Consider the following 13,565-nt stretch of genomic DNA (forward strand, 5'->3'; position numbering starts at 1 on the left):
TGGAGCATGAGGTGGCCGTGGATGGTCGTCTGGCTCGCGACTGCCGCCTGCTTCGGAGTTGTCCTCTGGTACGTGGTGAGACGCTTGGCGAAGGCCTGGCGCAGGAGGAACCCGCGTGGGCACGCGGTCTCCGGAAGGTGCTTCTATCTGGACGAGGAGCAGGTCGAGGACGACGCGGACGTGCTCCTGATACCGAGGTCGGATGCGCAGGTGTCCCACGAGGTCAAAGCCTCGCGCGGCGGAGGTGTGACCGGCACGGTTTCCGGCGTCAGCGGCAGACTGGAGCAGACCTCGGACTCCTCGACCAAGATCGAGAGGCCGGATGTCAGCACGCCGATGAAGACCATCGCCCTGATCATGGACAGGCTGCGGGAGCAGGACAGGGTCGTGGACGCCGACCTTGCCAAGGGACGGCTCGTCCTCACCGCCGCCCTCGCCGACGAGCTGCGGGACGCCGCCGCGGAGGGCGTGGCGCTGACGGACGTCAGAGGCGGGACCTACATCTCGGTCTCCGGCCTCTTCACGGTCCGCAGGACCGACCGCGACGACTTCGTGCTGCGCGCCCGCTACGGCACCGGCGGGACGGCCGCGCATGTGAAGATCACGTGCGAGCAGCGCTGGATCCGCAGGAGGTTCCCGGTCGACGACTACTCGGAGGACGAGAAGTTCCCCGCCACCTGTCTGGGCCTGGTGCGCTCATGGAACGACAGGACGGCCGAACTCACGCTGGACCCAGTCGCCATCTTCCAGTGGTGAGCAAGTGGTGAACACCCGCCCCGCGCCTACGCGTTGAGCTCAGCCAAGACCCGCAACGACCGCCGGTCAGGCGCCAGCGCCAGCAGATCCGTCACCGGCCCCTTCCGCCACAACTCCAGTCGCTCGGCGATCCGTTCGCGTGGTCCGACGAGGGAGATCTCGTCGGCGAAGGCGTCCGGAACGGCGAGTACGGCCTCCTCCCGCCGCCCCTCCAGGAACAGCCGCTGAATCCGCCGCGCCTCCTCCTCGTACCCCATCCGCGCCATCAGATCGGCGTGGAAGTTGCGGGAGGCGTGACCCATGCCGCCGATGTAGAAGCCCAGCATCGTCTTGACGGGGAGGAGCCCTTCGGCGAGGTCGTCACAGACGTGCACCCGGGCCATGGGGGCGACGAGGAAGCCCTCAGGAAGGTCGGCCAGCGACGCCTCGTACGCCTCGGGCCGGGTCGGCGACCAGTACAGCGGCAGCCAGCCGTCGGCGATCCGGGTCGTCTGCGCGACGTTCTTCGGCCCCTCCGCGCCGAGCAGGATGGGGAGTTCGGCGCGCAGGGGATGAGTGATGGGCTTGAGAGGCTTACCGAGCCCGGAACCGTCCTCGCCCCGATAGGGAAGCGAGTGAAAGCGCCCGTCGAGCGCGACGGGGGCTTCGCGGCGCAGGACTTGCCGTACGACATCGATGTACTCCCGGGTCGCGGTCAGCGGCGACTTCGGGAACGGACGGCCGTACCACCCCTCCACCACCTGCGGCCCCGACAGCCCCAGCCCGAGCATCATCCGCCCACCGGAGAGATGGTCGAGGGTCAGCGCATGCATGGCGGTGGTGGTGGGAGACCGCGCCGCCATCTGCGCAACGGCCGTACCCAGCTTGATCCTCGACGTCTGCGCGGCGATCCAGGTCAGCGGCGTGAAGACGTCCGACCCCCACGACTCAGCCGTCCACACGGAGTCGTAGCCAAGCCGCTCGGCCTCCTGAGCGAGCGGCACATGGTCGGACGAGGGGCCACGCCCCCAGTAACCGAGTGCGAGACCGAGCCGCATACGCCCTCCTCCTGACGGAGTGTCAGCTGATGTGTGGGGGCTGCGACTGTACGACAACGGCCCCTCACCGGGAAGGGTGAGGGGCCGGAGTACGGCCGGTACGGCTACGTGCCGGTCTCAGCCGCGCTGAATCCCGGAGGTGTCCTGCAGCACACCCCGACGACCGTCCTGCGTCTGCGCGACCAGCCCCGGACCACGCTGCTCGACGGCCAGGTACCAGGTCCCCGGCGCCAGTTCGGCGATCGGCTGCTGCGAACCGTCCTCCGCGAACAGAGGGCGCGGCACGGGCACGGCGAACCAGAACGGCGAGAAGTCACCGCCGGGCTGCGCCTGAGGCTGCGGTGCCTGAGGCTGCGGGGCTTGCGGCTGCTGGCCACCGTAGGGCTGGCCCGGCTGGCCCGCCTGCGGCTGCCCGCCGAAGGGCTGACCGGGCTGCCCGGGCTGCGGGGCACCGGCACCCGGGTAGCCGTAGCCGCCGGGGGGCTGGGCGCCGTAGGGCTGCGGGGCGGCGGGGCGGGGGGCCGGGAGGAGGGCGGCTTGGAGGGCGGGGACAAGGGGGGTGGCGATGGCGCCGGCAGCGAGGACGAGGGCCGCAATGAAGCCGAGGATGAGACCAGATCCGGCCTCGATGTTCTCGGGAACGTCCATCAGGAACCAGAGCAGCATCCACGTAACGAAGACCGAGAAGGCTGCGCCGACCGTCCCGAGGTCCAGGCCGGCGACCTTGCGCGGCTGCGGCAGGACACGGTTGACGACGATCAAGGCGGCGCCGACGACTCCGCCCAGGTAGACGCCCATGCCGGTGTAGAGGCTTTCCCACGCGTTCGGGGTGTCGGAGACACCTTCGGCTGTGTAGAAGCTGAGGAACGACGCGATGAAGAGCAACACCGCTGCTCCGATCACCACGCCGTCGCCTCGAGTGAGGGAGCGGATATTCACTTCAGGTCCTTCGTAGGTCGTCTCGTCGTAGGTAGAGGCGTCGCTGTCACCATGTCGCCGTAAGGCCCCGGTGTGAAGCGCGGGGGTGGCCCCTCATCGTAAGGACGACACTATCGTCCGCCCGACCAGGGTGTCCGCAGGGATCAGCCCGCTGAGCACTACCCCCGCAGGAAACTCACAATCCCCTCAGAGATCCCCTGCGCCGCCTTCTGTCGCCACGCGCCGCTGGTGAGCAGCGCCTCGTCCTTGCTATCGCGCATGTTGCCGCACTCGATGAACACCTTGGGAACCGTTGACAGATTGAGACCGCCAAGGTCCTTACGCGTGACGACTCCGGTGCCGTCGCCGACGTAGTTGGAGGGTGGGGAGCCCGTGAAACGCACGAAGTTGCCCGCGATGCGCTCACCGAGGTCGCGGGAGGGGGCGACGATGGGGCGGGTGTCGGCGGCACCGGCGTTCACCGAGCCGGGCAGGATCACGTGGAAGCCGCGGTTGCCGGTCCCGGAGCCGTCCGCGTGGACGGAGACGACGGCGTCGGCGCGGGCGTCGTTGCCGATGCGGGCGCGTTCGTCGATGCAGGGGCCGTAGGGGCGGTCGGCGTCCTGGGTCAACGTCACCGTGGCGCCCTGGGCTTGGAGCAGGGCCCGCATGCGGTGGGCCACGTCGAGTGTGAACTTGGCTTCCGTGTAACCGGCGTTGGTGGAAGTGCCTGTAGTGTCGCACTCCTTCAAGCCTGTCCCGATATCCACCTTGCGGTTGATCTCGGACGTGTGCTGGAAGTTGCCGGGGTTGTGGCCGGGGTCGATGACGACGACCTTGCCCGCGAGGGGCCCGGAGGGGTTGGCGGGCGGGGACGTCGGGCTCGGCTCCTTGCCGTCCTCGGTCGGGGAGGCGGCCTCCTCGGTCGGGAAAGCCGCGGCCGGCGAGCTGGTCGAGGACGCCTGCGGGCGGTCGTCCTCGCCGCCGCCACCCCCCGTACCGCCCACCGCCTCATACACCAGCCACCCCAGCAACGCACCCGGCACGAGCGCGGCAACAGCGACGGTCAGGGGCCCGCGCCGGGAACGGCGGGGGCGGGGCGGTTCGAAGTCAGGGCCTACGTACGACACGTCTGCGACTCTAACCGCGCCCTCAGATCCCTGCTCCCGTTCGCCGCAGCACGCGCAGCGAGTCGGTTGCCGAGACCTCCGTGAAGGCGCCGGACGCGAGGGCGCGGAGGTAGACGCGGTACGGGGCCTGGCCGGTGAACTCGTCCGCCGGGTTCGGGAAGACGTCGTGGATGAGGAGCAGGCCGCCGTCGGCCACATGGGGGGCCCAGCCCTCGTAGTCGGCGCCCGCGTGCTCGTCGGTGTGGCCGCCGTCGATGAAGACCAGGCCGAGGGGGGAGTTCCAGATCCGCGCGGCCTGCGGGGAGCGGCCGACCAGGGCGACGACGTGTTCCTCCAGCCCGGAGCGGTGCAGGGTGCGGCGGAAGGTGGGCAGCGTGTCCATCACGCCGAGTTCGGGGTCGACCGTCTCCGGGTCGTGGTAGTCCCAGCCGGGCTGCTGCTCCTCGCTGCCGCGGTGGTGGTCGACGGTGAGTGCGGTGACGCCCGCCTGGCGGGCCGCGTCGGCGAGCAGGATCGTGGAGCGGCCGCAGTACGTCCCGACCTCGAGGATCGGCAGTCCGAGCCGCCCGGCCTCCAGCGCCGCCGAGTACAGGGCGAGGCCCTCGGTCGTAGGCATGAACCCCTTGGCCGCCTCGAACGCGGCCAGGATCTCGGGCTTGGGCGCCGGGGTCATGGGCGGGGGCCTTCCGTCGTACGAACGTCTCGGCGCCCATGCTGCCGTACTCCCTGGTCGGCGGGCGACAGGGGGTACGGCGGGGTCGCTCAGGGTGCGGAGACCGGCTCGCCCGGCAGTGCGAGGTCCACGTCGACCGGGCGCTCGTCGCCCGCGTGGGTCGCGGACGAGGCGAGCGGGCCGTGGCCGGTGGCGCGGGCGGCGAGGACGTAGGCGCCCTGGGTGGGGACGGTCAGGGCGTAGCTGCCGTCGTCGGCGGAGAGTGTCGCGCCCGCCTGGCGGCCCCGGCGGTCGATCAGGGTGACCTTCGCGCGGGCGACCGGTGCGCCGTCGGCGTCCAGGACCCGGCCGCGGAAGCCGCGGAGCGCCTCCTCGGCGCGGGCCAGGTTCTCCTCCTCCTCGCTGCTCGCGCGCAGTTGGGGCGCGCGGTTCGGCTTCGGCAGGAACAGGGCCATCAGCAGGCCTACGGCCACGGCGCCCGTGGCGATCAGGAAGGAGACGCGGAAGCCGTGCATGGTCGGGACGGCGACGCCGTTCACGTTGTTCGCGGTGTTGGCGAGCACCATGCCGACCACGGCGCTCGACACCGACGTACCGATGGAACGCATCAGGGTGTTGAGGCCGTTCGCGGCGCCCGTCTCCGAGGCCGGGACCGCGCCGACGATCAGCGCGGGGAGCGAGGAGTACGCGAGGCCGATGCCCGCGCCCAGGATCACCGCGATGACCAGGGACTGCCAGGCGGCGCTCATCAGGCCGAGCCCGGCGCCGTAGCCGATCGCGATGATCAGCATGCCGAGGATGAGGGTGGTCTTGGGGCCGTACTTCGCCGAGAGGCGGGCGTAGACGGGGGCCGTGAACATCATCGTCAGGCCGAGCGGGGCCACCAGCAGTCCCGCTACGACCATGGACTGGCCGAGGCCGTAGCCGGTGTCCTTCGGGAGCTGGAGCAGTTGGGGAAGGACGAGCGAGACGACGTAGAAGGAGACACCGACCATGATCGACGCCAGGTTGGTGAAGAGGACGGCCGGGCGGGCGGTGGTGCGCAGGTCGACCAGGGGGGCCGCGGTGCGCAGCTCGTAGACGCCCCACAGGAGCAGGACGACGACGGCGCCCGCGAACAGGCCCAGGGTGGTGCCCGACGTCCAGCCCCAGTCGCTGCCCTTGGTGATGGGGAGCAGGAAGAGGACCAGGCCGAGAGAGAGCCCGAACGCGCCCGGCAGGTCGAAGGAGCCCTTGGCGCGCATCGGGGACTCGGGTACGACGAGGAGGGTGAGGACGATCGAGAGGACACCGACGCCGGCGGCGCCGTAGAAGAGGGCGTGCCAGTTCGTGTGCTGGGCGACCAGGGCCGCGGCGGGCAGCGCGAGGCCGCCGCCGACGCCGATCGAGGAGCTCATCAGGGCCATCGCCGAGCCGAGCTTCTCGCGGGGCAGCATGTCGCGCATCAGGCCGATGCCGAGCGGGATCGCGCCCATCGCGAAGCCCTGGAGCGTACGGCCGACGATCATCGGGAGCAGGTCGCTGGTGACGGCGCTGATCAGCGCGCCGACCACCATCACGGCCAGGCTGAGGATCATCATCCGCCGCTTGCCGAACAGGTCACCGAGCCGGCCCGTGATCGGCGTGGCCACGGCTCCGGAGAGAAGCGTCGAGGTCAGGACCCAGGTGGCGTTGCTGGGGGTGGTATCGAGGAGCTGCGGCAGATCCTTGATGACCGGGACGAGCAGGGTCTGCATCACCGCGACCACGATGCCCGCGAAGGCGAGTACCGGGACGATGGCCCTGCCGGCTCTCGGGGTGGGCTGATCGGTCGGCGTCAGGTTCATGTGCATCATGAACCCGGTGTGCCCGGGCAACTATTCCGATGCTTTGGCGTACTAACGAATTCTTGACCGACTCATGACGATCTGATCGCTCGTCAGTGGTGCGATGGTGTGCGAGCCACCGCAGCGGTCCTACGACCTACGACCGAGGGACGGACGGCGCGAAATCCCGATGCAAGGTGCGTAACCCGGTTGAGAGCATGACGCCCATGCTCGGAGCCGCTGACACCACCCCGATATCCAGCCGTACCGCTCCTCCCGCCTGGCTGGTGGTGGCGCTCGCCTGTGCCGGGCAGTTCCTCGTCGTGCTCGACGTCTCCGTCGTGAACGTGGCGCTGCCCTCAATGCGGGCCGACCTGGGGCTGAGCGCTCCCGGCCTGCAGTGGGTGGTGAACGCCTACGCCATCGCCTTCGCCGGATTCATGCTGCTCGGCGGACGGGCCGGCGACCTGTACGGCCGCAAGCGGATGTTCCTGGCGGGGCTCGGCCTGTTCACGCTGGCCTCCCTGGGCGGCGGACTGGCCCAGGAGGAGTGGCAACTGCTGCTGGCGCGGGCCGTGCAGGGCCTGGGCGCGGCGGTGCTGGCGCCCGCGACGCTGACGATCGTGACGTCGGCGGTGCCTGAAGGGCCGGCGCGGGCGCGGGCGATCGCGACGTGGACGGCGGTCGGCGCGGGCGGGGGAGCGGCGGGCGGGCTCGTCGGCGGGGCGCTGGTGGACGCCCTGTCGTGGCGGTGGGTGCTGCTGATCAATGTGCCGGTGGGCGCGGTGGTGCTGCTCGGTTCCCTGCGGTGGCTGCCGGAGAGCCGGGCCGGGGACGGACGGCGCCTCGACCTGCCCGGCGCCCTGCTGGTGACCGGAGGGCTGGCGAGTCTGGCGTACGGCATCTCGCAGACCGAGGCCGAGGGCTGGACGGCGTCGGCCACCCTCGTCCCCCTGCTCGCCGGGCTCGCGCTGATCGGGCTGTTCCTCGTCGTCGAGGCGCGTACGGCGGCTCCGCTGATGCCGCTCGGACTGCTGCGGGTGCGGTCGGTGGCCGCGGCGAACGTGGCGATGTTCCTGAGCGGCTCGGCGATGTTCGGCATGTGGTTCTTCATGACGCTGTACGCGCAGAACGTACGGGGCTACTCGCCGCTGGAGGCCGGGCTCGCGCTGGTGCCGAGTTCCCTGGCCGTGGTCCTCGCCTCGAAGCTCGCGCCCCGCTTCATGCCCGTGATCGGGGCGCGCAGCCTGGCCGTCCTGGGCACGCTGGTGGGAGCGGCCGGGTTCGCCTGGCAGTCGACGCTGACCACGGACGGGCCGTACCTCACCGCCATCATGCTTCCCGGCATCCTGATGATGCTGGGCGCGGGCCTCGCGATCACGCCACTCGCTTCGCTGGCCACGTCGGGGGCGGCACCGGGGGAGGCCGGCCTGGTCTCCGGGCTCGTCAACACTTCGCGGACGATGGGGGGTTCGCTCGGGCTCGCCGTCATGTCGACGATCGCGGCGGCACGTTCGGCGGGGAGCGTCACGCCTCAGGCACTGACGGAGGGGTACGCGCTGGCGTTCCGCGTGAGTGCGGGGGTGCTGGTGGCGGGGGCGGTGCTGATGATGGTGTGGCTGCCCGGGAGAAAGTCCGGGAAGTGAATCCGGGAACTGAATCCGGGCGCTGAGAGAAGAACGTGCTCGTCCGAGGGGGCATCGGGGTCAGAGCCACCCCTGCTGGCGGGCCTCCCGCAGCGCTTCCATCCGGTTTCTCGTGCCCGTCTTGCCGATCGCGGCGGAGAGGTAGTTGCGGACCGTGGACTCGGAGAGGTGGAGTGAGGAGGCGATGTCGGAGACCGTCGCGCCGTCGGCGGACGCCTTGAGGACGTCGCACTCCCGGGGGGTGAGCGGATTGGGGCCGGCGCTGAGCGCGGCGGCGGCGAGGGCGGGGTCGATCACCGTCTCTCCGGTGAGCACCCGGCGGATGCAGGCGGCCAGTTCCTCCACGGGACCGTCCTTCACCAGGAAACCGGCGGCGCCCGCCTCCATGGCCCGCCGCAGGTATCCGGGGCGGCCGAAGGTGGTGAGGATCAGGACCCGGCAGTCGGGCACCTGGTCGCGCAGCTCGGCGGCGGCGTCCAGGCCGCTCATGCCGGGAAGTTCGATGTCGAGGAGGGCGACGTCGGGGCGGTGGGTGAGCGCCGCGTCCACGATCACGTCGCCGGCCGCCACCTGGGCCACGACCTCGATGTCCGGTTCCATACCGAGGAGCAGGGCGAGGGCGCCGCGCATCATGCCCTGGTCCTCGGCGAGGAGAACGCGGATGGATCTGGCCGGGCGATGATCGCGGGGCATCTCGTTCACGGGCCAAGGGTAGGGCGCCGATCGGTCACGCGAGCTGCTCCGCCGGTACAGGTCGCGGCACGGCCGCCGCGTCCACCGGCAACTCCGCGGTCACCCTGAAGCCCCCGCGAGATCCCGGCCCGGCGGAGAGGGAGCCGCCGGCTGTGGCGAGGCGTTCAGTCAGCCCTTTGAGACCGGTGCCGCCGACGCCCTCCAGGGGATTGCGCCCGACCATCCCGGCCCCCGTCCCGTCGTCCGTCACCGTGAGCCGAACCCGTTCCGCCACCCCCGACACCGTGATCTCGCAGCGACCCGCATCGGAGTGCCGTACGACGTTCGTGACCGCCTCGCGTACCACCCAGCCGAGCAGGGCCTCCGTCTGTGGGGGAAGGGGTGGGCCGGAGCGGTGGACCACGGCGTCGATGCCCGCCGCGGACAGGGCGGAGCAGGCCCGGTCCAGTTCCGTCCGCAGGCTGCCCTCCCGGTAGCCCGTGACCGCCTCGCGGATCTCCGTCAGGGCCTGGCGGCCCACGGACTCGATGTCGCTGACCTGGAGGAGGGCCGCGTCGATGTCGCGGGATGCCACGCGGCGGGCCGCCTCCGACTTGACGACGATCACCGAGAGGGTGTGGCCGAGCAGGTCGTGCAGGTCGCGGGAGAAGCGCAGGCGTTCCTCCTCGACGGCTCGGCGGGCCAGCTCCTCACGGGCGGCGCGCAGTTCTCGTACCGCCTCGGACAGGGAGAGGATCGCCGCCGTCACCATCGTCGAGATCCACGTGGCGTAGGCGATGTCGAGGCCGCCCCAGCCGTCACGGTTGACGGACACCACGCCGGCCAGCACGGCCACGAGTGCGCCGGCCCAGCGAAGGTGCGGCATCCGTATCACCGCACCGGTCGCGAGGCCGAGCAGCGGGAAGAAGAGCAACCAGTTGTCGCCGTAGCCGACGGCCAGACCGCAGGTCACCAGGCCCATGAGGACCAGGGCCACCCGAGTGGAGGTCGCCTCACGGGTCTCCCGCCGGAAGGCGCGGAACGCCACGTAGATGTAGAGGGAGTTGAAGGTGAGCAGCCCCAGGCCCGCGATCCATGGGTGCGCCGTCTCGCCCTGGAAGAGGTTGGAGAAGGAGCCCATTCCCATGAACAGCCACGGCAGGAGGCTGAAGCCGGTGGGCGGCGGGCCCGGGTTCGTCCCGGCCTCCTTCGCGGCCCCGGCCCCGTTCCGCCGATTCTCCTGCGCGTGCTGGTGCGCCAGCTGCCACGCGTCCATCCGGCACGAGATCTTCCGCAACCAGGACATGTCCTGCCCCCGATCAGATGGTCCCGGCGTTACGCCGGTACGACAACTCAGCGTACGAACCGAAGGTCTTGACCGCCCCCGTGGAGGCCCCGGCATGTTCTGTATGCGTCATGACCTCGACGCTACGGATCCGCGACACCGGCAGGGCAGATGCGCTTGTACGGACTCCCACAGGACAAATGTCATGGCCCAACGGGCACCCGACTGGCACCCGACCGGCCCCGCACATGTCTGACACCCTGTCAGGAGCCTTCACAACTACGGAGCCCTGGGCTATACAGAGGGCGCCGGACTGGAACGCGTTCTAGGTCGGCCAGTGAACGACCTCGGTGCGGCCGACGGTGCGGACGGCCGCGCCGAGGTTCTCTGCCCGGGAGAGTCGTCAGGAGTCCTGAGCCCTATGCCCATCGACGCAGCAAAGGCGCTCGCCGCCGAACCCCGTTCCGGCGAGATCGCCTGGGACCACAAGGATGTGCAGCTGTACCACCTGGGGGTCGGCGCCGGCGCGAATCCGGACAAGAAGAACCCCGCCACCGACCCCGACGAACTGCGCTACACCCTGGAGTCCCGGCTGCACGTCCTGCCGAGCTTCGCCACCGTCGCCGGCAGCGGCTCGCCCGGCGTGATCAGCAGCCTCTCCATGCCCGGCGTCGAGGTCGACCTGGCCCGTGTCCTGCACGGCGGCCAGTCCCTGACCCTGCACCGCCCGATCCCGGTCAAGGGCACCGCCACCGCCACCGGCCGGATCGCCGCCGTCTACGACAAGGGCAAGGCCGCCGTCCTCGTCATGCGCACCGAAGTCACCGACGCCGAGGGCCCGTTGTGGACCAACGACGCGCAGATCTTCGTACGCGGAGAAGGCGGCTGGGGCGGCGACCGCGGGCCGTCCGCGCGCCTCGAACCGCCCGCCGGTGAGCCGGACAAGGTCGTCGAACGGCCGATCCGCGAGGACCAGGCCCTCCTCTACCGCCTCTCCGGCGACTGGAACCCGCTGCACGCCGACCCGGAGTTCGCCAAGGTCGCCGGGTTCGAGCGGCCCATCCTGCACGGGCTGTGCACCTACGGCATGACGCTCAAGGCGGTCGTCGACACGCTGCTCGGCGGCGACACCGCCCGCGTGCGGTCGTACGCCACACGGTTCGCCGGGGTCGTCTATCCGGGCGAGACCCTGCGCATCCGCATGTGGCGCCAGGAGGCGGATGCCATCCGGGTCGCCGTGAGCGCGGTAGAGCGGGACGACGCGCCCGTCCTCGCCGACACAGTCGTCACCATCGCCGAACACCTGTGAGCACCGTCCAGCACTCGTGAGCCAAGAGCCTTCCGGAGGGGAGCCGCACCATGCGCGCAGCCGTACTGCACGAGATCGGCCAGGACAAACTCGACGTCCTCGACGACGTCGAGGCGGTGGGCTTCGGCCCCGGACGGGTCAGGGTCCGGGTGCGGGCCACCGGGCTGTGCCACTCGGACCTGTCCGCGATGGGCGGCGTCCTGCCGCAGCCGGCGCCCTTCGTGCCAGGCCATGAGGGTGCGGGCGAGATCCTCGAAGTCGGCGACGGCGTAACCGACTTGAGCGTCGGTGATCGGGTGGTCCTGTGCTGGCTGCCCGCCTGCGGCACCTGCCCCGCCTGCAAGCGCGGGCAGACCGAGCTGTGCCTGGCCGGGTTCATGAACGCGGGCACCCCCAACTTCAAGCGCCCAGGCGGTGACGTCTTCGGCATGGCGGGCACCGGCACCTTCACCGAGGAGGTCGTCGTCGACGCCCGGTGCGCCGTGCCGATCCCGGACGACGTGCCCTTCGACATCGCCGCGCTCATCGGCTGCGGCGTGACGACAGGGCTGGGTGCGGCCCTCAACACGGCCGATGTGGAGGCCGGTTCGTCGGTCGCCGTGATCGGGTGCGGCGGGGTCGGGGTCTCCGCCATTCAGGGGGCCCGGCTGAAGGGCGCCGCCGAGATCGTCGCCGTGGACCCGGTCGCCTCACGCCGCGAGTCCGCGCTCAAGTTCGGCGCCACGAAGGCGGTTTCGCCGGACGAGCTGCCCGACGCAAAGCAGAACGTCACCGCCGGCGAGGGCTTCGACTACGTCTTCGAGGTCGTCGGCAAGGCCGCCACCGCCCGCACCGCGTACGAGAACACCCGGCGCGGCGGCACCCTCGTCGTCGTCGGCGCGGGCGCCATGGACGACTTCCTCCAGCTCAACATGTTCGAGCTGTTCTTTGACGAGAAGCGCATCCTGCCGTCCCTGTACGGCGGCGGCGACGTCCTGCGCTCCTACGAGCGGACGATCTCCCTCTGGCGGGCCGGCCGGATCGACCTGGAGGGACTGATCACGCACCGCGTCCCCTTCGCCGACATCAACGAGGCCCTCGACCAGATGCGGACGGGCACGGCACTGCGTACGTGCATCGAGATCTGAGCCCGTCTGTAGCCCTTCGCGAAAGGACCTTGATGTCACTGCCACTTGAGGGCCTGTCGGCCGTCGTCACCGGCGCCGGGCGCGGTCTGGGCCGGGCCGAGGCGCTGGAACTCGCCCGGCTCGGCGCGGCCGTCGTCGTCAACGACTACGGACAGCCCGGCCGCGACGGCTCCGGCGAGGCGTCCGCCGCCCCCGCCGAGGAGGTCGCCGCCGAGATCCGCAAGGCGGGCGGCACGGCACTCGCGCATGTGGGCGACGTCGCCGACTTCCAACAGGCCCGCGCACTGGTCGAGTTGGCGGTCGAGGAGTTCGGCAAGCTGGACATCCTCGTCAACAACGCGGGCATCCTGCGCGACCGTATGGTCTTCTCCATGACCGAGGACGAGTGGGACTCGGTGATACGGGTCCACCTCAAGGGCCACTTCAACACCACCCACTTCGCCTCCGCGCACTGGCGCGAGCGCTCCAAGGCGGCCGGCGGGCCGGTGTACGGGCGGATCGTGAACACCTCCTCGGAGGCCTTCCTCGCCGGCTCCGCGGGACAGCCCAACTACGCGGCAGCGAAAGGCGGAATCGTCGGCCTCACCACCTCCACGGCCCTCGCCCTGGCCAAGTACGGCGTGACGGCCAACGCGATCTGCCCGCGCGCCCGCACCCGGATGACGGAGGACGTCTTCCCCGACCTGTCCGACGCCGGTCTCGACCCCCTCGCCCCCGAACACGTCGCCCCCCTCGTCGGCTACCTGGCCTCCCCGGCCGCCGCCCGCGTCAACGGCCAGCTGCTCGTCGTCCACGGCGGCATGGTCGCGATCGTCGAACGGCCGCGTGTCCAGGCGCAGTTCGACAGCAAGCAGGAGGCTTTCACGTACGAGGAGCTGGACGCCGTACTCACGCAGCACTACGCCGACACGAAGGGCGAGACGTTCGCGGCGACGGAAGTGCTCGGTCTCAAACGCCGGTAGCGCCTTCTGCGGCCCGTTCTGCAGCCCGTTTCTACGACAACGGCCCCGCCCGTCCACTGGACGAGCGGGGCCGATCGACCTGCCGTCAGGCAGCCGTCTCGGTCTGCTGCTCCACCGGCTTGCGATGACGGCCGCGGGGGGCCGTCTCACCCTCGTGGGACGAGACCGGACCCCGGTGCTTGCCGCGACCGGCGGACTCCTGGGTCTGGGCGGGCTGCTGGGTCGTAGTGGCGTCACTCATCGGA

General features: G+C 70.8%; 13 protein-coding genes. 5 read left to right on the top strand and 8 right to left on the bottom strand.

From position 1 onward, the window contains the following. The first annotated feature begins 21 nt into the window (after nucleotides 1-21). Nucleotides 22-756 carry a hypothetical protein gene (locus KCH48_RS27820; RefSeq protein ID WP_210577635.1) on the top strand — a complete coding sequence of 245 codons (735 nt, stop codon included), beginning with the start codon at nucleotides 22-24 and terminating at the stop codon, nucleotides 754-756. Nucleotides 757-782: 26 nt separating this feature from the next. On the opposite strand, the gene KCH48_RS27825 is transcribed toward KCH48_RS27820, so the two are convergent. From KCH48_RS27825 to KCH48_RS27845, 5 genes are all read right to left on the bottom strand, one after another. Beyond that, nucleotides 783-1,793: an LLM class F420-dependent oxidoreductase gene (locus KCH48_RS27825; protein WP_210577636.1), complete on the bottom strand. Its 1,011-nt coding sequence runs from the start codon at nucleotides 1,791-1,793 to the stop codon at nucleotides 783-785. A 117-nt stretch (nucleotides 1,794-1,910) separates the two neighbouring features. Beyond that, nucleotides 1,911-2,732 carry a DUF5336 domain-containing protein gene (locus KCH48_RS27830; RefSeq protein WP_210577637.1) on the bottom strand — a complete coding sequence of 274 codons (822 nt, stop codon included), beginning with the start codon at nucleotides 2,730-2,732 and terminating at the stop codon, nucleotides 1,911-1,913. Between the two features lie 158 nt (nucleotides 2,733-2,890). Then, nucleotides 2,891-3,841: an N-acetylmuramoyl-L-alanine amidase gene (locus KCH48_RS27835; RefSeq protein WP_210577638.1), complete on the bottom strand. Its 951-nt coding sequence runs from the start codon at nucleotides 3,839-3,841 to the stop codon at nucleotides 2,891-2,893. A gap of 22 nt (nucleotides 3,842-3,863) precedes the next feature. Next, nucleotides 3,864-4,514 (bottom strand): class I SAM-dependent methyltransferase, encoded by a 651-nt coding sequence (locus tag KCH48_RS27840; RefSeq protein WP_210577639.1) that lies wholly within the window; start codon nucleotides 4,512-4,514, stop codon nucleotides 3,864-3,866. A gap of 89 nt (nucleotides 4,515-4,603) precedes the next feature. Further along, on the bottom strand, nucleotides 4,604-6,340 hold the full coding sequence (locus tag KCH48_RS27845) for an MFS transporter (RefSeq protein WP_210577715.1): 1,737 nt from the start codon (nucleotides 6,338-6,340) through the stop codon (nucleotides 4,604-4,606). Nucleotides 6,341-6,546: 206 nt separating this feature from the next. Between KCH48_RS27845 and KCH48_RS27850 the strand changes: the two genes are divergently transcribed. After that, the gene (locus KCH48_RS27850; RefSeq protein WP_210577640.1) at nucleotides 6,547-7,965 is read left to right on the top strand and encodes an MFS transporter; all 1,419 of its coding nucleotides are present in this window, start codon (nucleotides 6,547-6,549) and stop codon (nucleotides 7,963-7,965) included. Nucleotides 7,966-8,025: 60 nt separating this feature from the next. On the opposite strand, the gene KCH48_RS27855 is transcribed toward KCH48_RS27850, so the two are convergent. Next, nucleotides 8,026-8,658, bottom strand: coding sequence for a response regulator transcription factor (locus KCH48_RS27855; RefSeq protein ID WP_210577716.1), 633 nt, complete (start codon nucleotides 8,656-8,658; stop codon nucleotides 8,026-8,028). A 34-nt stretch (nucleotides 8,659-8,692) separates the two neighbouring features. Further along, nucleotides 8,693-9,943, bottom strand: a complete 1,251-nt coding sequence (locus tag KCH48_RS27860; protein ID WP_210577641.1) for a sensor histidine kinase — start codon at nucleotides 9,941-9,943, stop codon at nucleotides 8,693-8,695. 400 nt (nucleotides 9,944-10,343) lie between these two features. On the opposite strand from KCH48_RS27860, the gene KCH48_RS27865 reads away from it, so the two are divergent. Genes KCH48_RS27865 through KCH48_RS27875 form a run of 3 tightly spaced genes read left to right on the top strand, consistent with a single transcriptional unit; the run spans nucleotide 10,344 to nucleotide 13,320 of the window. Then, nucleotides 10,344-11,231 carry a MaoC/PaaZ C-terminal domain-containing protein gene (locus KCH48_RS27865; RefSeq protein ID WP_210577642.1) on the top strand — a complete coding sequence of 296 codons (888 nt, stop codon included), beginning with the start codon at nucleotides 10,344-10,346 and terminating at the stop codon, nucleotides 11,229-11,231. A 50-nt stretch (nucleotides 11,232-11,281) separates the two neighbouring features. Continuing rightward, the gene (locus KCH48_RS27870) at nucleotides 11,282-12,358 is read left to right on the top strand and encodes a Zn-dependent alcohol dehydrogenase (protein ID WP_210577643.1); all 1,077 of its coding nucleotides are present in this window, start codon (nucleotides 11,282-11,284) and stop codon (nucleotides 12,356-12,358) included. Nucleotides 12,359-12,390: 32 nt separating this feature from the next. After that, nucleotides 12,391-13,320, top strand: a complete 930-nt coding sequence (locus KCH48_RS27875; protein ID WP_210577644.1) for a 3-oxoacyl-ACP reductase — start codon at nucleotides 12,391-12,393, stop codon at nucleotides 13,318-13,320. A gap of 85 nt (nucleotides 13,321-13,405) precedes the next feature. Here KCH48_RS27875 and KCH48_RS27880 read toward each other — a convergent pair whose 3' ends face one another. Continuing rightward, nucleotides 13,406-13,561, bottom strand: a complete 156-nt coding sequence (locus KCH48_RS27880; RefSeq protein WP_210577645.1) for a hypothetical protein — start codon at nucleotides 13,559-13,561, stop codon at nucleotides 13,406-13,408. Nucleotides 13,562-13,565 lie beyond the last annotated feature (4 nt).

The organism is Streptomyces sp. GESEQ-4 (assembly GCF_017948455.1).
Taxonomy (GTDB): Bacteria; Actinomycetota; Actinomycetes; order Streptomycetales; family Streptomycetaceae; genus Streptomyces.

Coding starts and splice junctions, on each gene's coding strand:
- KCH48_RS27820 (WP_210577635.1), top strand. CDS start 22: ATGGTCGTCTGGCTCGCGACTGCCGCCTGCTTCGGAGTTGTCCTCTGG.
- KCH48_RS27825 (WP_210577636.1), bottom strand. CDS start 1,793: ATGCGGCTCGGTCTCGCACTCGGTTACTGGGGGCGTGGCCCCTCGTCC.
- KCH48_RS27840 (WP_210577639.1), bottom strand. CDS start 4,514: ATGACCCCGGCGCCCAAGCCCGAGATCCTGGCCGCGTTCGAGGCGGCC.
- KCH48_RS27845 (WP_210577715.1), bottom strand. CDS start 6,340: ATGAACCTGACGCCGACCGATCAGCCCACCCCGAGAGCCGGCAGGGCC.
- KCH48_RS27850 (WP_210577640.1), top strand. CDS start 6,547: ATGCTCGGAGCCGCTGACACCACCCCGATATCCAGCCGTACCGCTCCT.
- KCH48_RS27855 (WP_210577716.1), bottom strand. CDS start 8,658: ATGCCCCGCGATCATCGCCCGGCCAGATCCATCCGCGTTCTCCTCGCC.
- KCH48_RS27860 (WP_210577641.1), bottom strand. CDS start 9,943: ATGTCCTGGTTGCGGAAGATCTCGTGCCGGATGGACGCGTGGCAGCTG.
- KCH48_RS27865 (WP_210577642.1), top strand. CDS start 10,344: ATGCCCATCGACGCAGCAAAGGCGCTCGCCGCCGAACCCCGTTCCGGC.
- KCH48_RS27870 (WP_210577643.1), top strand. CDS start 11,282: ATGCGCGCAGCCGTACTGCACGAGATCGGCCAGGACAAACTCGACGTC.
- KCH48_RS27875 (WP_210577644.1), top strand. CDS start 12,391: ATGTCACTGCCACTTGAGGGCCTGTCGGCCGTCGTCACCGGCGCCGGG.
- KCH48_RS27880 (WP_210577645.1), bottom strand. CDS start 13,561: ATGAGTGACGCCACTACGACCCAGCAGCCCGCCCAGACCCAGGAGTCC.